Origin of the sequence: Xenorhabdus sp. TS4, from assembly GCF_014467265.1 — a bacterium.
Classification (GTDB): Bacteria; Pseudomonadota; Gammaproteobacteria; order Enterobacterales; family Enterobacteriaceae; genus Xenorhabdus; species Xenorhabdus ehlersii.
Genome location: NZ_NKHQ01000003.1, coordinates 204,984 through 227,416 on the forward strand (window position 1 = coordinate 204,984; position 22,433 = coordinate 227,416).

Consider the following 22,433-nt stretch of genomic DNA (forward strand, 5'->3'; position numbering starts at 1 on the left):
TTTGCGGCTGGTCATAAGATATGAAGACGCGCAAAATTGTTATCATCCCTATTCTCTAAGATATTTTATTTGGCCACCAGTGGTGGCCATTTTCTTTTTTAACGCCCTGCATGAAGTTTTAAATACTCTTCAAAGCTCATGTTATCTTGCTGTTCAAGGTCATGCTGACGCGACACAGAAGCTTCACGCTCAACAGAAAAATTTTCATCATTCAGAATTGAATAATGTTCTTCAATCAATTCGTTATGATACTGACCTGCCAGTTCCAACCCAAAACCAACTATCCCCTGAGATTTCATCTTGTCCAGGACACGCGCTGAAAACGTCAGTGATGGATCTTCAAACATGTTAACCAATTCTTTACAGACTGATTGATATTGAGTCCCTGAACAGGCATCCAGAATTTCAGCGACTCGCTCTAAATCCCTGAATAACTCCTGTCCTACGATCTTCAGCGGCTGTTGCTCAACCCCATAACCAAGGTCGATAGATAACTCTGGTTTGCGCCCTTCTAAGATAACCTTATTCCAGTTTCCACGACAACAGGCAAGTTCCTCATTTCCCATTTCAGGGGCATCAGCCAGAGCACACCATATCAAAAATAAGTCAAGAAAACGAATTTGCGTCTCATCAACCCCAATGGAGGAAAAAGGATTAATATCTAAAGAACGCACTTCAATATATTCTATACCACCTCTCAACAAAGCATCTGAAGGTGATTCTCCCTCTTTCGTGACTCGTTTTGGCCGAATTGGTGCGTACAACTCATTTTCAATTTGAAGAACATTAGTATTGAGCTGTAAGTACTTATTTCCTTTTTTGATACCGATTGCCGCAAATTCTTCAGATGGCTTATGAATTGCTTTCTTAAGCCCCTCTACATAGGTATGAAGATGATTAAAAGTAATATTCAGATCACTTTGCGATTTATTGGTATACCCCAAGTCACTCATCCTCAACGAAGTCGCATAAGGCAGATAACAAGTCCCTCTTTCTGTTTCCTCAAAAGATAATGCTGTATTTCGCCCACGTAAGAATGAAGAACAGATTGCCGGTGATGCACCAAATAAATAAGGGATCACCCAGCCAAAGCGGTAATAATTACGAATTAAACGAAGGTAGCCATCTGAAATCTGCTCTTTTCCTGTTTCGGCGTCTTTAATACCTAACCACGCCTGCCAAAAACTCATTGGCAGAGAAAAGTTATAATGCACACCAGAAATTGTTTGCATTAGTGCGCCATAACGGCTCTTTAATCCTTCACGGTACAAGGTCTTAAAGCGGCCCAAGTTAGACGTACCATATTGAGCCAAAGTGATATTTTCTTCTTCGTCGATAAAACATGGCATACTTAAAGGCCACATTTTTTCATTGTCCAGATTCCGGGCGGTATAGATATGCAAATCTTTAAGGAAAGCAATGGTTCTATCTATATTACTATCAACAGGGGTAATAAACTCCAATAGAGATTCAGCAAAATCAGTTGTAATCCATTTATGCGTTAAAGAAGCACCAAGTGATTTTGGATGCTCCGTCTTAGCTAAATGACCGTCTGGAGTAACACGCAATGTTTCACGCTCAATGCCACGACAAATACCGTTTAATACAGTTGGGTTTGCCTCTAACCATGACAATGCTTTTGATACGTCCGGGATCAATTTGTCCTCCCGTGGAGTTTAAAAGATTATTACTAAAAGTTTACTTTATATGAAACAAGTCAAGTTGTCGCTGATTACATAGAGGTAGCAATGCACTTCCGCCCAAATTATAAACAGAATTAATAAAACAAATGTTATATTTGAACGGAAATAAAAAGAAAAACCCCTGCCTTATCGGGCAAGGGTTTTAAGCTGGTGCATCCAGGAGGATTCGAACCTCCGACCGCTCGGTTCGTAGCCGAGTACTCTATCCAGCTGAGCTATGGATGCATTGTCGGTTTTCTATTTCTTTTCAGGCACTATTGATTGCCTGACTTGATAGAATTAGGTCATCCCAAAAATCAGGATATTTAAAATGGTGCATCCAGGAGGATTCGAACCTCCGACCGCTCGGTTCGTAGCCGAGTACTCTATCCAGCTGAGCTATGGATGCATTGTCGGTTTTCTATTTCTACTCAGGCGCTGTTGATTGCCTGACTTGATAGAATTAGGATCTCCCAAAATCGGGACATCTAAAATGGTGCATCCAGGAGGATTCGAACCTCCGACCGCTCGGTTCGTAGCCGAGTACTCTATCCAGCTGAGCTATGGATGCATTGTCGGTTTTCTATTTCTACTCAGGCGCTGTTGATTGCCTGACTTGATAGAATTAGGATCTCCCAAAATCGGGACATCTAAAATGGTGCATCCAGGAGGATTCGAACCTCCGACCGCTCGGTTCGTAGCCGAGTACTCTATCCAGCTGAGCTATGGATGCATTGTCGGTTTTCTATTTCTGCTCAGGCGCTGTTTATTGCCTGACTAGAATTGAAGATACCTAAAAAATCGCGGTGTTTAAATGGTGCATCCAGGAGGATTCGAACCTCCGACCGCTCGGTTCGTAGCCGAGTACTCTATCCAGCTGAGCTATGGATGCATATTAATGGCGGTGAGGGAGGGATTCGAACCCTCGATGCAGCTCTTAACCACATACTCCCTTAGCAGGGGAGCGCCTTCAGCCTCTCGGCCACCTCACCATTTTTAAAACCTGCGACTTAGATGTTTTCACTTCGTAGCTCTTCGAATCTTTACTTCCGGTATTTACTCAGAAGCTTCTCTTCAAGCCCTTCGTCGCTGCGATGGCGCACATATTACTTTCCCTGCCTGATAAGTCAAACAATTTTTCGAAACTTTTTTCCGTTTGAACACTTAGCACACAAAATGCTTGGTTTAGCATCTAACGGACTGTTTTATCAACAATGAAATTGTCTAAAAACCGTTAAAATTGATGAAAATGATTATTCATCTCTATGGCCTCATGAACGATGCTTTTTCAACAGATAGAAAATAAAAAGACATGAGAGAATAGAATCAAGGTATCAAAAAGAGATAAACATAGTAGGGTGACAAAAGAAGGAAGTAGAGTAGCGCCCAAGTCTTAAAAAAGCATGGACGCCATTCTTGAATTAAAAAGTTGTAGGCTGAGATTTCTCCGCCTGAATCCGTTGATAAATTTCTTCACGGTGAACAGAAACTTCCTTGGGCGCATTTACACCAATGCGAACTTGGTTGCCTTTAACTCCCAGTACTGTGACTGTTACCTCATCGCCTATCATGAGCGTTTCACCAACTCGACGAGTCAGAATAAGCATTCTTTGCTCCTTGAAAATTTAAAAGAGTCGGGTCTCTAGGTTTCCCCGCTATTATCCATCAAACACCGTGAAAACGTAAAGCAATGGTATCTACTTAAAGTATAAGCAGTTTTGAACACATTTCCTATATCTATAGGATAGCTAAAATATAAGTATGTGCCCAACATTTCAACAATTTCACAACAAAAAACATTTGACACCATAAAAAAATGCTTTCATGGTGCCACTGCTGTCACGGCAATACCAACTATAACCGCAATGTTACCCACTCTTCTACACTAGCTAATGCGGAAGGAAGAGCTGTTACATCGGTCCCGCCAGCCTGAGCCAGATCAGGACGTCCTCCTCCTTTACCTCCAACCTGTTGGGCAACAAAAGAGATTAAATCGCCTGCTTTTATTCTAGCAGTCAAATCCTTCGTTATACCAACAATTAGACTGACTTTATCACCAGTCACTGTAGAAAGCACAATAATTGCTGATCCTAACTGATTTTTTAGATCATCAACCATCGTCCTAAGCATTTTCGGTTCTATATCACCTAATTGTGTCACCAGTAGACGAACACCTTGGATTTCCTTGGCTTGGTTTGCCAAGGAAGAACTTTCCTGAGCTGCTTGCTGAGATTTCAACTGTTGCAACTCTTTTTCCAACTGTTTCGTTCTATCCAGTGTCGTTTTCACTTTCTCATTCAGGCTACTGATATCACCTTTCACCAGATGAGCGATGTCTTGCAGTAAATCAGCCTGCTGATAGATAGAGTTTAATGCAGTTTGCCCCGTAATAGCTTCAATACGGCGAATTCCTGCTGCTGTACCTGATTCACTGGATATACGGAACAACCCTATATCACCTGTGTGACTCGCATGAGTACCACCACATAATTCGGTAGAAAAACCTCCCATGCTAAGTACACGTACTTTTTCGTCATACTTCTCGCCAAACAGCGCCATAGCACCTTTGGTTTTTGCTTCTTCCAGCTCCATTAATTCTGTAACAATTGGTGAATTTTTGCGAATCTCTTCATTCACCAAGTTTTCGACTTGACGGATCTGTTCTGGCTTCATGGCTTCAAAGTGAGAGAAGTCAAAGCGCAGATACTTATCATTTACCAAAGAACCTTTCTGGGCAACATGTTCTCCCAAAATTTGACGTAATGCCGCATGTAACAAATGGGTCGCTGAGTGATTCAAACGAATCGCACCTCTGCGTACCACATCAATTTCAGCATTAACTGTATGATTAACGCTCAAACTACCACTTGTTAATTTACCAATGTGACCGATTGCCTGAGCATATTTTTGTGTATCGACGACGTCGAATACACCATTGTCGTACGACAATTTACCCGTATCACCAACCTGTCCACCAGATTCAGCGTAGAATGCAGTTTTATCAAGTACAATGATCGCTTCTTCACCAGCGTGAATTTGCTCAACGGCTTGGCCATTGCGGAAGATAGCGATAACAGCAGCTTGCTGTGAATTATGTTCATAACCACAAAAATCACTACGTCCATCAACTTTGATCAGTTCATTGTAATCAGTACCAAAGCCACTGGATTCACGAGCACGACGACGCTGGTTTTCCATCGCTGCATCAAAACCAGCCTCATCTACTTTAATATTACGTTCGCGGCAAACATCCGCAGTCAGGTCAACAGGGAAACCATAGGTATCATACAAGCGGAAAGCGGTTTCGCCGTCGAGCGTATCACCAGATAATTTAGCCAGCTCTTCATCCAGCAACTGCAAACCACGTTCCAAAGTACGAGCAAACTGTTCTTCTTCGGTTTTTAATGCCTGCTCAACCAAAGTCTGCTGCTGTTTCAGCTCTTCACCAGCCGCCCCCATGAATTTAATCAATGGTGCAACGAGCTTGTAGAAGAAGGCCTCTTTTGCCCCCAACATGTTGCCATGACGAACAGCACGGCGAATGATACGACGAAGTACATAGCCACGGTTTTCGTTGGATGGAATAACCCCATCGCAAATCAGGAACGCACATGCACGAATATGGTCTGCAACAACACGCAGAGATTTATTGGTAAGATCTCTTGCTCCTGTCACTTCTGCAACCGAAGCAATTAAGCTTTGGAATAGGTCAATCTCGTAGTTGGAGTTGACGTGTTGCAAGACGGCTGTGATACGCTCCAGCCCCATGCCAGTATCAACGGAAGGTTTTGGCAACGGCTCCATAGTGCCATCGGCATGACGATTGAATTGCATGAAAACGATGTTCCAAATTTCAATATATCTGTCACCGTCTTCTTCTGGGCTGCCTGGAGGGCCTCCCCAAATATGTTCACCGTGGTCGTAGAAAATCTCCGTACAAGGACCACATGGCCCAGTATCCCCCATTTGCCAGAAATTATCTGACGCATATGGAGCACCTTTGTTATCCCCTATACGAATGATTCTTTCTGCTGGAACACCGACTTCTTTATGCCAAATGTCATAAGCTTCACCGTCTGTCTCATAGACAGTAACCCACAGCTTTTCTTTTGGCAGGTTAAACCACTCTTCGCTGGTCAATAACTCCCATGCGTATTTAATTGCATCTTGTTTAAAATAATCGCCAAAACTGAAGTTACCCAACATTTCGAAGAAAGTGTGGTGACGGGCTGTATAACCCACATTTTCTAAATCGTTATGTTTACCGCCAGCACGAACGCAGCGCTGAGCCGTTGTTGCTCTAGAATAAGGTCTATTATCCAATCCTAAAAAAACATCTTTAAACTGGTTCATCCCTGCGTTAGTGAACAACAATGTTGGATCATTGGTTGGCACCAACGAGCTGCTTGGTACTATCTGGTGCCCTTTAGTATGAAAAAAGTCAAGAAACGCTTGACGGATCTCAGCGGTGCTTTTGCTCATAATTGTCCCGAAATCAAGCTGAAAAAACAGATCTATGAATGGTTGAGGTGGTATATCGCGTCACCATTTCAACTCACGAATAAATTAAAGTAGGGTTAAGATAGAGTGTCTTCCATAAGAAGTAAAATCCCATATAAATCCATTCGCTTTCCAGCATTGTAATTCGTCTAAAGATTTTCTGAAAGTCTGTTCGTTACACCTGTTTCAATACGCCTATTTCAAGGATGTTTATTTCCTCCAGGAAAACAGGCATAAAAAAAACCACACCGGATATGGATGTGGTTTTTAAAAGCCAAATTAGTTCTGTATTATGACTGAATTGGAAGACAAATAAGTAATTAAAACTCTTCGTGATTCACTTCTTCGCCGTTGTCTTCATAATCTGTCACGTAATCCGTAGCTGCACTACTGAACTCACCTGTATTATTCAACAATAAGTCGCGCAGTTTTTTATCCAACCCGGATGCAATTTCTGAGTGTTCTTTCAAATACATAGTGGCATTGGCTTTACCTTGTCCAATTTTTTCACCATTATAGCTATACCATGCACCTGCTTTTTCTACCATTTTGTGTTTAACACCCAGATCGACCAACTCACCAAAAGTGTTGATGCCTTCACCATAGAGAATTTGGAATTCGGCCTGTTTAAATGGTGCAGCAACCTTGTTCTTGACCACTTTCACACGCGTTTCGCTACCAACCACTTCGTCGCCATTTTTCACCGAACCAGTACGGCGAATATCCAAACGGACAGATGCGTAGAACTTCAGCGCATTACCACCTGTGGTCGTTTCGGGGTTACCAAACATTACACCAATTTTCATGCGGATCTGGTTGATAAAAATCAACAGAGTATTCGAGTTTTTCAAATTCCCCGCTAGCTTACGCATCGCTTGGCTCATCATACGTGCAGCCAGGCCCATATGAGAATCGCCGATTTCACCTTCAATTTCTGCTTTTGGTGTTAATGCGGCAACAGAGTCAACAATAATCACATCAACCGCACCAGAACGTGATAGGGCATCACAGATTTCCAATGCCTGTTCGCCAGTATCAGGCTGAGAACACAACAGATTATCAATATCTACACCCAGTTTTTTCGCATAAACCGGATCAAGAGCATGTTCGGCATCAATAAAAGCACAAGTTCTGCCTTCGCGCTGGGCAGCGGCAATGACTTGCAGTGTCAGCGTTGTTTTACCGGAAGATTCTGGTCCGTATATTTCAACAATACGGCCCATTGGCAAACCACCCGCACCCAATGCAATATCCAGTGACAGGGAACCGGTAGAGATGGTTTCAACATCCATTGAGCGGTTTTCACCCAAACGCATGATGGAACCTTTACCAAATTGTTTCTCAATTTGGCCCAGCGCTGCTGCTAGTGCTTTTTGTTTGTTTTCATCGTTAGCCATGTTTACTCCTTCGCAAGCAATGAAGGGGCTGCCTCACTGCTGATAAACTGTTTCTGATACCAAAGTGCCGTATGATTATACTGTATAATCATACAGCATCAAGCTAATTTTTTATGATTTCATCCAATAAGGTTTTCAAAGAAAAAAGGACGGCTTGCAGACGCACAGCATTGCGCCCCCCCGAAAAATGCTGGCGATATGTTACAGTCTGGATGTTTTCATTAACGTAAAAGGCAAACCCAAACCAAACTGTGCCAGTCGGTTTTTCCTCACTTCCTCCTTCTGGCCCAGCAATGCCGCTGACCGCAACAGAAACATCGGCCTTAGCGACAATTAATGCCCCTGTAGCCATCTCTTTTACGATCTGCTCACTTACCGCACCAAATTGCGCCAATGACTCTGGCAAGACGCCCAGCATTTCATGCTTAGCATCATTACTGTAAGTCACAAAACCACGATTAAAGTAGGCTGAACTTCCCGCAATATCTGTGATCACTTTAGCTATCCAACCCCCTGTGCAAGATTCTGCACAGGTCACGGATAATTTTTTCCGTTTTAATCTCTTTCCAAGTTCAATACTAAGCTGATTCAGGATTTTTTCATCCATAACAGGCCTTCAATTCTATAAGAAATTAATTTTTCCGAAGCAGATCCCAAATCCACAGCCCCCCAATTGCCAAAGAAAGCAAGATACCAAAACCAATGCCAACAGCAACGACCGAAGCTCCCGCCATAACGGAAACCGAATACAGCCCTAACATTACCAGCATAGCACTATTTTCGCCCAAATTTTGCACAGCAACGGCTTTGCCTGCCCCCATCGAATGCTTTCCATGTTCTTGCAATAGCGCATTTAATGGAACGACAAAAAGGCCACCAAATACGCCAAGGACGATCAAAATTAAGTAGGAAAATATGATTGATTGCTGAGTAGCAAAAAGAATGACCATGAACCCAATTAAGATCCCCGCAGGCATACAGCGACGCACGGTTTTCAATGTAATAAACCGCGCAGCTAAACCTGCTCCAACAATGATACCAATCGCAACTACTGCATTCATCAATGTAGGGGTCGTATTGCCATCAATCCCCAGCATAACAGGAACCCATGCTACTAACAGGAAGCGCAGCGTGATACCCGCTCCCCAAAATAGGCTAGTACCTACCAGTGAGAAGCGCGTTTCCTGATTACGCCAAAGTGAAGCACAAACCGTCATGCAATCCCCCAACATTTTTTTGGGATTCCAACCCTTTCCTTTACGAGCCGCCGCCAGGCGAGGTATAAAGAAATTGGATACGACTGCAGCACCATACGATAAGGCACAAAGCCCTAATGCCAGTACCAGGCTAACATCAGAGAGGAAACCGCCAGCAACTGAGCCAATCAAGATAGCTGCAATAGTAGAAGCCTCCATCATGCCATTGGCTTTTACCAAACGCCCACCATCTGTTAACTCCCCCAATATCCCATACTTAGCAGGAGAATAGGCCGCTGCCCCAATTCCCACTAAGGTATATCCCAGAAAAGGATTCATATCGATACAAATGCTGATGGCGCCAAGCAATTTGACGCCATTAGAAAAGAGCATGACACGCCCTTTTGCAAACCGATCAGCAATTTGCCCGACAAAAGGGGCAAATATGATATAAGCCAGAACAAAAACAATTTGCAGTGCTGGCCAACTCCATTCAGGGTAAGACTCTGCCTTTAATTGGGCTAAGATGGCAAAGAACAGAGCATTATCAGCAAAAGCAGAAAGAAATTGTGACAGCAATACTGCTTTCATTCCGCGGGTTAGTAGAGGTTGTGTCTCCATTTCCTTACTCCTGTTCGGCCATTTCTCTTAGGGTGACAAAATCCGGTTTGCCACTGCCAAGCAAAGGAAGTTGCTTCACATAACGAATATCACGTGGAACCGACAACTCAGGCATCCCTATTTCACGCGCCACTCCCAGCATTCTGTTTCTATTTAGATTCGCATCTGTAGTGAACAATACCAGTGCTTCGCCTTTGCTTCGATCACTCCTGGTTGTAGCCGCATGTAGCGCATCAGTAGAAACGTGAGAAGCTATTTGTTCTACCGCTTCAAGAGAAACCATTTCCCCTGCAAGCTTGGCAAATCGTTTCACCCGTCCTTTGATCGTACAGAAACCCTCTTCATCAATAGAAACGATATCTCCGGTATCATACCACCCGATTTGATTATTCCCTTCGGCGTCTTCGGCAGATGGTGGTTCCAAACGATCAGGTGCTTCAACTCGCAGATATCCTTTCATAACATTTAGCCCACGTAGCTGTAAGCGGCCTCCTCCTTCAATACCCTGTATAGGCAACAAACGGGCTTCCATACCAGGTAAGATCCGCCCGACTGTTCCCGTTTTTGCCGCCATCGGTACATTGATTGCCACTACCGGCGCACACTCCGTCACCCCATAACCTTCCAGAATACGGATACCAAATTTATCTTGCCAAACTCGCTTGGTGTTTTCGGACAGTTTTTCTGCTCCAGCCACCACATAACGCAGACGGGCAAAATCATAAGGATGGGCAAAACGAGCATAATTGCCTAAGAAAGTCGAAGTTCCGAATAACACGGTACAATTTTGGTCATAGACCAGTTCAGGCACGACACGATAATGTAAGGGGCTTGGATAAAGGAATACACGACTGCCTGTCATTAATGGAGTAAATAGACCAACTGTTAGGCCAAAAGCATGAAACAGTGGTAATGAAGACATAAAGCGATCCAGCGGAGTAAAATCAGCAACAGTTTTTATCTGCTCCACGTTCGCCAATAAGCTGGTATGGCTGTGAACAACACCTTTTGGTGCACCTTCTGAGCCTGACGTAAACAGGATCAATGCATCATCATCCGGCTTTTGCGAAGTCAAAATGGCTTTGGAAGGGAAAATCAAATGCCACAATATCCAAAGCTTATCTTCCCGCGTGATCGTGTCCTTTAAATCTTCGAGATATACCCAATTAGCTTCAGTCACCTGTTCTGGCAGATGAGACAATTGTCCTTTTTCCAGAAATTGGCGGGATGTTACGATGGTTTTAATGGTTGCCGCCTGCATGGCATTCTTAATGCCGCGGCTTCCTGCCGTATAGTTCAAAAGAGCCGGTACTCGCCCTTTTAACGAAGCACCATATATGGTAGCCGCCATCACAGTCGCATTCGGCAACAGCAGGCCGATGTGTTCACCTTCTTGTGTAAAGCGTTCTAAGATCCGGCTAATTCCCAATATTTTTTTCAGTAATGAATGATAGCTATCTTCTTTAAAATTCACATCTTCAATACAGAACTTAAAACGGCCAAAGCGTTTTTGTGCAGTTAGGTAAGCGCTGAATAACGTCTCCTTTGGGCGCGTCTGCATTCTCACATCCATCATAATAGCGTGGAGATGTTCTCCTGCTAAACGACGACGTGTTGTTGAATCAGGTGCATCCGGCATTGGCAGATCAACGGCAGGTAAAATTTTGAGGGTGATTTTCGGGAACCAATGCAGCTTCACAATGCCTTTTAACCGACCAAAAACCGTTTGTTCTGCCCCCTCAATTCGGATTGGTACCACTTTTGCGCCTGATTTCGCGGCAATAAAAGCGGCACCATCATAAATTTTCATAAGGGAGCCAGTTACGGTGATCCTCCCTTCAGGGAAAATCACAATCGGACGCCCTTTCTCCACTTCTTTAACCAATGTCCTGACTGCCATTGGGTTATTAGGATCCAAAGGTACAACATCCGCATAAGATTTGATAAATTTGAGAAAGCCGCGAGTTGCAATATTAGAATAAATAGCAAATACAGGCTTTATCGGCAGGAATAGCCCAATTAACAGGCCATCCAGAAATGAAACATGATTGGGAGTAATAATGCATTTGGTGTGTTGTTGTAACTGTTTGGTATCACCTTCAATGGTAACCCTGAAGAGTACACGAATAAGTAATCGAATAAAATTTAAGAGCATATCCATATCTCAAATATAATTAATAAAATTAAAGTGAGTAAATAGAACGATACTATAAGTTGTATGGGCGATTTGTTATATCAGATTTCCCTGTCAGTTAGAAAATAAACTTAAACGCCGTTGATATATCAAATTCGTTTGTTTTTCTGGTTTAAAATATAAGATTTAACGTGAGATACGATATCTTCTGTTGCGAGATTGGCATCAACGATGAAATTGGCACACTCTTGGTATAGCGGCTCTCTTTCAACCAATATTCCCTCCATTTCTTCTATAATGGACTTCCCTGTCAGACTGGGACGCTGTGAATTTTCTGGGTTAAGAGATAATCGCTGACTCAAAACTTCTGCGGATGCCTGTAAATAAATCACAATACCATTTTGTTGCATATACTGGCGATTCTCAAGCGACAGCACCATTCCTCCACCTGTTGAAATGATACGTTCACTTTGGCTAACTGCTTTCAACGTTTGGCTTTCTAATTTTCTGAAATGTTCCCAGCCATATTGTTCAACAAGATCAGCTATCGTCATTTTACTCATGGTCTGAATACTTTCATCGGTGTCAATAAATTTATACGACAGCGCTTCAGACAACAACTTACCTATTGTCGTCTTCCCTGCACCTCGTGCACCTACGATGAATAGAGTTTGTTTCATTTCGTTGTTTTCCCGAAGAGTCTATAAAATTAAGCCTAAACACAGAGTGTAGTCACTAAATATTTACACTAGTGTAAAAAGGTATTTTTGATGGATTAAAAAGTCACACTGAAAATTTAAGTGTGACCCAACATAGTTCAATAAAATCTAATTAAAGTAGGATATGGTCAACTACGAGGCAAATAATCACCATAACCGATCCACTTATACGTTGTCAGTGCATCAAGTCCCATTGGGCCTCGGGAGTGTAATTTCTGAGTACTGACAGCCACTTCAGCCCCCAAACCAAATTGTCCGCCATCAGTAAAGCGCGTGCTGGCATTTACATATACTGCGGCTGAATCCACATGGCGTACAAAGTAATCAGCTTGCTGCAAAGATTCCGTCAGTATCGCATCGGAATGGGCTGTGCCATAAGTACGAATGTGCTCAATAGCTCGATCGATATCGCTAACAATTTCCACATTCATATCTAAAGATAACCATTCATCACAGTAATCTTCCTCTGCCACTTCAACGACAGTTGCAGGGCCATCTTTCAGCAATGTCATTGCTGATTTGCTTGCGTGTAATATCACGCTCTGCTCTTTCATTTTGGTACTCAAAACTGGCAGAAAATCGGCTGCTATTTTTTCATGCACCAATAATGTTTCCAGTGAATTACAGGCACTTGGACGCTGGACTTTCGCATTAGTAATGATTTCCAGTGCTTTTTCAATATTGATGGTTTCATCCACAAATGTATGACAAACGCCAATACCGCCAGTAATCACGGGAATAGTCGATTGTTCCCGGCACAATTTATGTAACCCAGCCCCGCCTCGAGGGATCAACATATCGACATAACGATCCATTTTCAGCAATGCAGCCACCAATTCACGATCAGGTTTATTGATAGCCTGAACCGCAGCTGCCGGCAATCCACTTTGTTCCAATGCCTGCTGGATGACTTTAACCATCGCTTGATTTGTATGGTGAGTTTCTTTGCCACCACGCAATATCACTGCATTACCCGTTTTCAGACATAACGACGCCACATCAATGGTAACATTGGGGCGGGCTTCATATATCACGCCAATCACGCCCAATGGAACTCGGCGACGGCTCAATTGCAATCCATTATCCAATAATTGCCCATCAATAACTTGCCCTACAGGATCAGCCAAACGGCAGACTTGGCGCACGTCATTGGCAATGGTATTCAGCCGTTCCGGTGTCAGTAATAACCGATCGAGTAGTGCTGCACTCATTCCCTGTTCGCGGGCTTGCTTCATATCTTGCTGGTTGGCAGCAAGAATCACTTCAATCTCCGTCTCCAACAAATCAGCAATGTGATTCAACGCTTGGTTTTTCTGGTTGGTACTCAATTGCGCCAACTGCCACGATGCTGCTTTGGCTGCTTTTCCCATCTGCTCTAGCATGGTGAAATCCTTAACTCACGATCAATGCATTAAATTACGATCAAATCATCACGGTGAACCGCAACAGCGCCATATTCATAACCTAATATCTGGCTAATTTGCTGTGAATGATGGCCTGCAATCAGGCGTAATGCATCACTGTTGTAACGGCACACGCCATGAGCCAAATCTTTGCCCGATAAGCTACGGATACAAATAACTTCACCGCGGGAAAAATCACCTTTAACGTTTTTGATCCCTTTTGGCAGCAACGAACTGCCTTTCCCAATAATCGCCGCTTCTGCACCATGATCGACAATAATTTCCCCTGCCGGAGGTGCCCCAAAAATCCAACGCTTACGGTTTTCCATTGGGCTAGCCAGGCCATGAAAGCGTGTTCCAACCGACTTTCCTGTAATAACATCAGCAATAACATCCGGCCTATTACCCGCAGCAATAATGACATCAATTCCAGCACGCCCTGCCACACCTGCCGCCTGAAGTTTTGTTGCCATTCCTCCCGTCCCTAATCCCGAAACACTGTCCCCGGCCATCATTTTCAGCTCATCACTGATGTCATGCACCTCAGAGATCAATTTTGCATCAGGGTTACTACGAGGATCTGCGGTATAAAGCCCTGCTATATCTGTCAGAAGCAATAGCTTATCTGCACTACCCAAAATAGCAGCCAGTGCAGAAAGATTGTCATTGTCACCCACTTTAATCTCTGCTGTCGCAACGGCATCATTTTCATTAATAATGGGAACGATGTGATTATCAAGCAAAGCCTGAAGGGTATCTCTTGCATTCAGAAAGCGTTCACGATCTTCTAAATCTGCGCGGGTCAGGAGCATTTGCCCAACATGAATACCATAAATAGAGAAAAGCTGCTCCCACAATTGGATCAGGCGACTTTGCCCAACGGCTGCCAGCAATTGTTTTGAAGCAATAGTTGCCGGAAGATCAGGGTATCCTAAGTGCTCACGCCCAGCGGCAATCGCACCAGAAGTCACAATAATAATACGGTGACCTTTTTCATGCTGTTGAGCACATTGACGAACCAGTTCCACAATATGGGCACGATTCAAACGACAAGAGCCACCGGTCAAAACACTCGTTCCCAGTTTTACAACCAATGTTTGGCTGCCATTCATCATATTTCTGCCATTACAGTTAATTTGAAAAAACAATTTTTAAAAAAACAACGTTCAGTTTTAACAGGAGAGAAGCGTTATGCCAACTGACATAACGCAAAATTTAGCAAAAGCAGGTTAAAAACAAAATCACGCTATCACTTGCGTTTGCAGGGTGACGGTATTCTCAGATGGGATCAATGTCAGTTTGAGAGTTGCAAAAGAATCAACCAGACGTTTGTGGAATGCCTGTAGTGTTGATTCAAGATGCTCAAGATCGGCCTTTTTTTTGATATTCATGATATTCCATTCACCCTGCTTATCAAACAAGCCTATCTGATAGTGATAAACAAAACCTTGATCCTGCTCTTCCAGCTCTAACCACCATCCCCAAAATTCACGTTTTTCCGGGGCCGCTTTGGCACTGACACAAACGGCCAAACAGTCGAAGAAAAAATAACCGTTTTGGCACTTTAATTCACGTACATACGGCCCTAATGCAGAAAAACGCTTTAACAACCTATTTTTAGAATAACTTACAGGTAAAGTCATACCAAGGTCTCCTTATATACAGAACACCTTTGTATCAAACGATTAAAAAATATCAAGTTATAAATTTTGTTTTATAAAACTTTATCTTTCAACCATACACGTATTTCGTGTAATGCCTTATTAAAACCACTATAAACTGATGTTGCAGGAATAGCTCGTACTGAACCCTCTATTGATGACATAGCAATCAACTTCGAGTCTTTCCTTGGGCTGAAAATATCATCTTCCCAATACACCGAAAACATGGGTACAGTACAACGACGGCCCAATAACCCTTGATTCTTCAACGAATAACACGCTAATTCTGAACGCAATCTCTTTTCATCAACGTGATAAATCCCTAAGCGACTGGCCAAGACATCGATATACATTGACGGAATTTTCTGCTGTAATTTTTCATCATGCAGTAATTCATGCACAATCGGGCCTACCACCGATACTCCTTTAATAAGTTTCGGCTCCAGATAAGCAAGCCGAACCGCGATATTTGCCCCAAAACGAAAACCAAATACACCTACACGGGTATGATCAATCCACGGCACGCTATTTAGTTGTTGTAAAACTTGTTGATGAAGTACACATGTATCCTGCGTCAAGGTAAATTTAGCGGAATAACCAACAGAAGGCATATCCAGCGTTAACATGGCAAAACCAAGAGGCGAGAAATGTTCACGAAACAACCGCCAGCAATCACTCTGGACATTATCAAGGCTGGCACAAACTAATATCGTTGGACAAGGCCCCTGTATATGGGAAGGCAAGTGCAATAACCCAGTAACACTTTTACCCCCTTCCAGCTGGAATTCCAGTTTTTTTAATTCATAGTCAGAAAAACGTGCCGCGTTTTCATAGGCTTTATTAGCCAGCACAATGGCCTGATCTGCCAGTTCATCACCGCGTAAATGAGGATAAGCTGCAATACTATATAGCGTTGCAGCCTTTAACCAACATGCTCCGGCTTTTTCCGTCTCTTCAGTATGCAACGCTTCCTGTTGCCAGTACATTGCCTGCTGAGACCACTCAAATGCCCAGTTTCCTTTCCGATAGCCGACCACAGTATCCAACAAATGTTCAGTGCTGCGTTCGGCATCTGTCACAGCAATCCGACTGAGGACATCTTGAATTTCTAGCGGATTGACTCCCCTCCAGATCCAAGCGAGCCAATTAATCATACGATACCAACGCTCGCGGCGCTCCCCACCAAGCATACTATCACTGGTAGTTACAGATTGTGGGCGAGTATATTTCACCAGTGTAGAAGTTTCCCGATGTTTAAACCGAGGCTTAAACAGCGATTCTGAAAGGTTTTGTTTCGTCATGACAAAAGAAAAATCTTACTGCTTTTCACAAACTGGTGGAACAAACACGACTCCCATATCCCATGGCTGCTCAATCCATGTGTTTTGGGGAATGTCAATAACATAATCATCCACGAGAGGGCGACCGGCGGGTTTAGCAAAAATTGTTACAAAGTGAGCTTTCGGATACATTTCACGGATTGCCTGGGCAGTGCCTCCGGTATCAACCAGATCATCAACGATAATAAACCCTTCGCCGTCACCTTCTGCTTTTTTCAACACTTTCAACTCGCGCTGATTATCGTGATCATAGCTGGAAATGCAGACAGTATCGACATGGCGAATGCCCAATTCACGAGCCAGTAACGCTCCCGGAACAAGGCCACCACGGCTAACGGCAATAATGCCTTTCCACTGTTCTACGGGAAGTAAACGTTGCGCCAATTGACGGGCATGTATTTGCAACATATCCCACGTTACAACATATTTTTCACTCATAAAATTAGATCCTGGAAACTAAATAAAGAATATTTCAGAAAAGTGTTTTTGCGGAAAAAAGGTTGCGCGAGATTATAGTGATTTGAACCAACAAAAACCAGTAAAAACAAGGTAAGCCCTCATTCTTACTGCCCATTGCTGGTAATAAAATGATATTCTCAAGCATAGCATGGATATTAGGTCAATGCAGATGACAAAAATTCCCTGATATGTCAAACATTACCACTTTCTTCTCACTAAGATCCAGTTACAGGAGATTCGCCGTGTCCGAATTATCAACGCTATCCCCACAACCCTTATGGGATATTTTTGCCCAAATTTGTTCCATTCCTCATCCTTCTTATCATGAAGAAGCGCTCGCATCCCATATTATTGAGTGGGCAAAAAATAAAGGATTCCATGTAGAGCGGGATGAAGTGGGTAATATTTTGATCAGAAAACCAGCTTCAAAAGGTATGGAAAATCGCAAGGCTGTTGTACTGCAAGCGCACCTTGATATGGTTCCACAGAAAAATAACGATACCCAACACGATTTCACAAAAGATCCTATTCGCCCTTATATCGATGGTGATTGGATTACAGCTGATGGTACAACTTTAGGCGCGGATAACGGTATTGGTATGGCTTCCGCTCTGGCGGTCTTGGCGGACGAATCCGTTAAACACGGCCCATTGGAAGTTTTACTGACCATGACTGAAGAAACAGGTATGGATGGCGCATTCGGCTTGAAATCCGGCTGGCTGCAAGCTGATATTCTGATCAATACCGATTCGGAAGAAGAAGGCGAAATCTACATGGGTTGTGCGGGTGGCATTGATTTTTTCACCACCTTACGCCTGTCCCGCGAAGCGCTGCCGACTAACTATAAAACGCTGCAATTAACTATTAAGGGATTAAAAGGTGGTCACTCTGGTGGCGATATTCATCTTGGATTGGGTAATGCCAACAAATTACTGGCTCGTTTCCTAGCTGCGTATTCCGATGAGTTGGGTCTGAAATTAATTCATCTGCAAGGTGGAACCCTGCGCAATGCCATTCCTCGTGAAGGTTCTACCGTGATTGCTGTTCCTGCTGATAAAGTTGAAAAACTCTGTCAAATAAAAGACAGCTATCTGGAGACATTGAAAAACGAATACTCCGTGGTTGAACATAACCTCACTCTCTTGTTAGATGAAACCGAAGCACCATCACAAACGCTAACAATGGATTGCCAGGCTCGCTTTATATCCATGCTCAATAGCATGCCGAATGGTGTTATTCGTATGAGTGATGTTGCCAAAGGTGTTGTAGAAACTTCACTGAACGTAGGCGTTGTCACCATGGACGAAGAGAAAGTCGAAATTATCTGCCTGATCCGTTCACTTATTGAAAGTGGCAAGGTGTACGTTGCTGAAATGTTGCATTCTCTGGCAAAACTGTCTGGAGCAGAAACCGTGGCAAGTGGCAGCTATCCAGGCTGGCAGCCTGACGCCAATTCTCCAATCATGCATTTAGTACGCGAAACTTATCACCAACTCTTCGATAAAACGCCGAATATTATGGTGATCCACGCTGGTTTAGAGTGTGGCCTATTCAAAAAACCGTATCCTGCTATGGACATGGTTTCTATCGGCCCAACCATTCGGGGTGCCCATTCCCCTGATGAGAAAGTACATATTAAGAGTGTCGGTCAATATTGGCAGCTACTCACTGCAATTCTAAAAGCTATTCCAGCTAACGAGTAATAGAAAGTTATATTGCCTCTCCCCTGCCATCTGATTGTGGGGGAGACTTCGTTCTTTACATCTTACCATTCCAATAAAAGCTGACGCTCCAGTTGTGGGTTTTGTAATGTCACATGCAGCCCAACCAACCTGACTCCTCGCCCTTCCCTGCGTGTTTCCCAGGCCCGTTTTGCTATTTGAATCAGATCGAGTTTATCCAACATAGGATGGACATGTTCCTGTGTCGTCAATTGAAAATTATCAAACTTTAATTTGATACCTTGACGGGCAATGCGGAGATCGGGTTTTACCTTTTCTAGCCGTTTTTTCAGTTCAGGATAAAGTTTTTCAATCAGCTCCACACATTCATGCCATTGATGGATATCCTGCGCCAAAGTTCTTTCTACCCCAACCGATTTACGCAAGCGTTCCTGTGTAATTGGTCTTTCATCAATACCGTGACAGCGTTCCCAAAGTGACAATCCAAACTTACCCAAACTTTTTATTAGTGTCAGCTTGTCATAACGTTGCACATCAGAACAGGTTTCCAATCCCATGTCTGATAAACGCTTGGCTGTGACTTTTCCGACACCAGGAATTTTGCGTAATGGCAATGAGTTAACAAAAGCCTCTACTTGTTCAGGAGAAATAACATATTGCCCATTGGGTTTATTGATATCAGAAGCAATTTTGGCTAAAAACCTGACGGGTGCAACGCCTGCGGAAGCGGTTAACTGCAATTCATCAAAAATTATCTGACGAATTTCTTGAGCAATCAACGTGGCAGAACCATGACAATAATGGCAATTCGTCACATCCAAATAGGCTTCATCTAAAGAAAGAGGTTCAATCAATTCAGTGTAACGGGAAAAAATTTGGCGGATATGTTGAGATATTTCTTTATAATGCGCCATTCTGCCAGGAATAACTTTCAATTGGGGGCAAAGCTTTAATGCCATGGCGGTGGACATCGCACTATGCACCCCAAAACGACGGGCAGGGTAATTTGCCGTGCTAATTACCCCCCTTCGATCAGCGCTCCCGCCAACTGCAACCGGAATACCGCGAAGGGAAGGATTATCCCGCATTTCGATGGCAGCAAAAAAGCAATCCATATCAATATGAATAATTTTTCGCATCTGCTCTCCCCATGCCAAACAACTGTATAAATATACAGAAAGAGATCATGAAACTCTAGCTAATTTTTCAGCAAAAATTCAACGCGTTGATTTTTCCGAATGCAAACATGTACTCAACTCCCGTCAAGATTGAATGATAAAATCAATACATGATTTATTTTAGTAAAAAAATCGCCTGTCACTTCCTATAACACAGACGATTTTTTATCAGCTACTCTTATTCTCTACTATATTCCACTTATCTTTCTTCCACTTATCCTCAACTAGGAAAAATCAGTGTTTGCCCCGGTGCTTCTCTGTTCAAGTGAATAAAATTCAGATGTTTTTCATAGTGGTCAAGAATATCGCTAATGATTTGCTCTTTCGTATAGTCCATCAAATCATTGCCCTGAGTTCCTTCCATCAGAAAAGTCTCCAACCGATAATAGTGAGACTTGCCCGCCCTCGCTCGATAGGTAAATCCAGGCACAGAATAGCGTTGCGGCCAGATTTGATAGATAAAATTCTGTTCATCACCTAAATTAACAATCAATTCTAATGGATTCAGCCGCTTGTCCTCTTTGGCTGGCAGTGCATTAAACTGAACTTTTGCACCACGCACAACTAACTCTTTAGCCACTTCTAACATCGCGGGGCGGCACACCATATCCAGCATTCGCTGAGTGTTTTTCGTACCAGGAAAGTGCATCATACGGCTCAAACGCTGCTTCCAGTTCAATGAACCATTGTCATGCATAAGAGTGGGTGAGGTATTTTGCAGTGAACTGGCTTTACGGAAATCTTCCACCCGCAAAGACTTGTATAGCCCCGCCATCACAAAGAAGATCACAAAACTAAAAGGAAGCCCCATGATGACCGTGGTATTTTGCAAAGCAGAAATACCATCCGTCATGAGTATACCTAACGTTAATACGCCAATTGCCACAGACCAAAAAACACGCAACCAATTCGGTGCATCATTATTAATATCACTCAGATTAGAGGTGAAATTTCCTAACACTAACGAGCCAGAATCGGCCGATGTGACATAAAACAGTAGTCCGGTAATGGTAGCCACAGAAGCACTGAATGTGAATGCCGGATAAAGTGACAGCAAATTATAAAAACCTTGTTCTGGGTGTTGTAGCACGGTCTCAGCCAGTTGACGATTACCATGCAGAATTTCATACAACGCACTGTTACCAAAAATCGATAGCCACAGCAGTGTAAAAACAAATGGAATGACTAATGTTCCCATAACAAACTGACGAATGGTTCTGCCACGGGAAATACGCGCTAAGAATAACCCTACAAACGGCGACCAGGCCACCCACCATGCCCAGAAAAACAGCGTCCAGTTATTCATCCATTCAGTTGGGCGTTCAAATGCAAAACTGTTCAGTGTCATGCTCATAAAACGGCTGATATAATCCCCGACGTTCTGCACTAATCCGTTAAGCAGGAATTCGGTATCGCCCATAAACAAAATGAACAAAACCAAGCCAAGAGCCAGCAGGACATTTAATTCAGACAAAAATCGAATGCCTTTGTTTACTCCAGAAGTGACAGAGATAATGGCTATCACCACAGATAATGATATCAATCCTCCCTGAACCCCCAATCCTTGCGGTAATCCGAAAAGTACTTTCAGACCATAATTCAACTGCACAACCCCAATTCCCAGCGTCGTTGCAATACCAAAAATGGTCCCTATTACGGCTGCAATATCCACAGTATGACCGATTAATCCTTTAATGCGGTCACCAAAAATAGGATAAAGTGCCGAGCGGATAGTCAGGGGCAAATTATAACGATAACTAAAATATCCCAGTGCAATTCCCATCAAAGCGTACATAGACCAGCCCGTCAGGCCATAGTGGAACAGTGTCCACACCATCGCCTGACGAGCTGCTTCAATGGTTTCCCCTTGACCCGTTGGCGGTCGCATATATTGCGTAACAGGTTCAGCCACCGAGAAAAACATCAAATCAATGCCGATCCCAGCAGCAAACAGCATTGCCGCCCAACTCAGCAAACTGAATTCCGGCTTAGATTGCTCCGGTCCCAATTTGATTGAACCGAAACGGGAAGCCGCAACAAAAACAACAAACACAATGTAAAGTGTCGCGGCCAATAAATAGTACCAACCAAAAGTTTTAGACACCCAATTCAGTGTATTTTTTATCCAAACACTGGTTGCATCTGTGAAAAAAATAGTGAACAAAGAAAATGCAATAATCAGTCCGGCAGAGGTGAAAAAAACGACAGAATTCAGGGTGTCCTTCTGGGTGTTTTTTGGACTGTCTTGTGTATTCATAGGCAGTTCCTGAAATTAATAGCATTAAAACAGATGAAAAGCATAATTCATATAACATATTGAATTAAATATAAAATTTAAGATATCTTAAACAAATTCACTCCCTCATTGTAAAATTATTGTGATAAAACATATTTAATTTTGATTGAATATTCAATTAAAAAAAAGTTTAATACTGTCCGAATAATTGATTTTCTGAGCATA

General features: G+C 43.0%; 16 protein-coding genes and 6 tRNA genes. 1 reads left to right on the plus strand and 21 read right to left on the minus strand.

Features of this window, described 5'->3' with window-relative positions; all coding sequences use genetic code 11:
* Nucleotides 1-98 precede the first annotated feature (98 nt).
* From gshA to gpt, 19 genes are all read right to left on the minus strand, one after another.
* Nucleotides 99-1,658 carry a glutamate--cysteine ligase gene (gene gshA / locus Xets_RS27325; protein ID WP_099131061.1) on the minus strand — a complete coding sequence of 520 codons (1,560 nt, stop codon included), beginning with the start codon at nt 1,656-1,658 and terminating at the stop codon, nt 99-101.
* A gap of 193 nt (nt 1,659-1,851) precedes the next feature.
* Nucleotides 1,852-1,928: transfer RNA gene (locus tag Xets_RS27330), tRNA-Arg, on the minus strand.
* An 86-nt stretch (nt 1,929-2,014) separates the two neighbouring features.
* Nucleotides 2,015-2,091, minus strand: a tRNA-Arg gene (locus Xets_RS27335).
* Between the two features lie 85 nt (nt 2,092-2,176).
* Nucleotides 2,177-2,253, minus strand: a tRNA-Arg gene (locus tag Xets_RS27340).
* Between the two features lie 85 nt (nt 2,254-2,338).
* Nucleotides 2,339-2,415 (minus strand) — tRNA-Arg (locus Xets_RS27345).
* Nucleotides 2,416-2,497: 82 nt separating this feature from the next.
* Nucleotides 2,498-2,574 (minus strand) — tRNA-Arg (locus Xets_RS27350).
* Between the two features lie 7 nt (nt 2,575-2,581).
* Nucleotides 2,582-2,674 (minus strand) — tRNA-Ser (locus Xets_RS27355).
* A 429-nt stretch (nt 2,675-3,103) separates the two neighbouring features.
* A complete protein-coding gene (csrA, locus tag Xets_RS27360; protein WP_010845367.1) occupies nt 3,104-3,289 on the minus strand; it encodes a carbon storage regulator CsrA in 186 nt (61 codons plus the stop codon).
* Nucleotides 3,290-3,536: 247 nt separating this feature from the next.
* The gene (alaS, locus tag Xets_RS27365) at nt 3,537-6,164 is read right to left on the minus strand and encodes an alanine--tRNA ligase (RefSeq protein ID WP_187651069.1); all 2,628 of its coding nucleotides are present in this window, start codon (nt 6,162-6,164) and stop codon (nt 3,537-3,539) included.
* 338 nt (nt 6,165-6,502) lie between these two features.
* Complete coding sequence (gene recA / locus Xets_RS27370) at nt 6,503-7,579, minus strand: recombinase RecA (protein WP_099131059.1); 1,077 nt, start codon at nt 7,577-7,579, stop codon at nt 6,503-6,505.
* Nucleotides 7,580-7,682: 103 nt separating this feature from the next.
* Nucleotides 7,683-8,186, minus strand: coding sequence for a nicotinamide-nucleotide amidase (gene pncC / locus Xets_RS27375; RefSeq protein WP_099131058.1), 504 nt, complete (start codon nt 8,184-8,186; stop codon nt 7,683-7,685).
* 25 nt (nt 8,187-8,211) lie between these two features.
* Entirely contained in the window at nt 8,212-9,396 is a 1,185-nt protein-coding gene (gene lplT, locus Xets_RS27380; protein ID WP_187651070.1) for a lysophospholipid transporter LplT, read from the minus strand.
* A 4-nt stretch (nt 9,397-9,400) separates the two neighbouring features.
* Complete coding sequence (aas, locus tag Xets_RS27385; protein ID WP_187651071.1) at nt 9,401-11,551, minus strand: bifunctional acyl-ACP--phospholipid O-acyltransferase/long-chain-fatty-acid--ACP ligase; 2,151 nt, start codon at nt 11,549-11,551, stop codon at nt 9,401-9,403.
* Between the two features lie 128 nt (nt 11,552-11,679).
* Nucleotides 11,680-12,210: a shikimate kinase AroL gene (gene aroL, locus Xets_RS27390; RefSeq protein WP_099131055.1), complete on the minus strand. Its 531-nt coding sequence runs from the start codon at nt 12,208-12,210 to the stop codon at nt 11,680-11,682.
* A 167-nt stretch (nt 12,211-12,377) separates the two neighbouring features.
* Nucleotides 12,378-13,631: a glutamate-5-semialdehyde dehydrogenase gene (proA, locus tag Xets_RS27395; RefSeq protein WP_187651072.1), complete on the minus strand. Its 1,254-nt coding sequence runs from the start codon at nt 13,629-13,631 to the stop codon at nt 12,378-12,380.
* 29 nt (nt 13,632-13,660) lie between these two features.
* Nucleotides 13,661-14,764: a glutamate 5-kinase gene (gene proB, locus Xets_RS27400; RefSeq protein ID WP_099131210.1), complete on the minus strand. Its 1,104-nt coding sequence runs from the start codon at nt 14,762-14,764 to the stop codon at nt 13,661-13,663.
* Nucleotides 14,765-14,893: 129 nt separating this feature from the next.
* A complete protein-coding gene (gene crl, locus Xets_RS27405; protein ID WP_099131053.1) occupies nt 14,894-15,295 on the minus strand; it encodes a sigma factor-binding protein Crl in 402 nt (133 codons plus the stop codon).
* Between the two features lie 71 nt (nt 15,296-15,366).
* Nucleotides 15,367-16,614: an esterase FrsA gene (gene frsA, locus Xets_RS27410; RefSeq protein WP_187651073.1), complete on the minus strand. Its 1,248-nt coding sequence runs from the start codon at nt 16,612-16,614 to the stop codon at nt 15,367-15,369.
* Nucleotides 16,615-16,629: 15 nt separating this feature from the next.
* On the minus strand, nt 16,630-17,091 hold the full coding sequence (gpt, locus tag Xets_RS27415; RefSeq protein WP_099131051.1) for a xanthine phosphoribosyltransferase: 462 nt from the start codon (nt 17,089-17,091) through the stop codon (nt 16,630-16,632).
* Between the two features lie 263 nt (nt 17,092-17,354).
* On the opposite strand from gpt, the gene pepD reads away from it, so the two are divergent.
* Complete coding sequence (gene pepD, locus Xets_RS27420; RefSeq protein WP_187651074.1) at nt 17,355-18,815, plus strand: beta-Ala-His dipeptidase; 1,461 nt, start codon at nt 17,355-17,357, stop codon at nt 18,813-18,815.
* 62 nt (nt 18,816-18,877) lie between these two features.
* On the opposite strand, the gene dinB is transcribed toward pepD, so the two are convergent.
* Nucleotides 18,878-19,933, minus strand: a complete 1,056-nt coding sequence (gene dinB, locus Xets_RS27425) for a DNA polymerase IV (RefSeq protein ID WP_187651075.1) — start codon at nt 19,931-19,933, stop codon at nt 18,878-18,880.
* Nucleotides 19,934-20,192: 259 nt separating this feature from the next.
* Nucleotides 20,193-22,229, minus strand: a complete 2,037-nt coding sequence (locus Xets_RS27430; RefSeq protein ID WP_187651076.1) for a choline transporter — start codon at nt 22,227-22,229, stop codon at nt 20,193-20,195.
* Between the last annotated feature and the right edge of the window lie 204 nt (nt 22,230-22,433).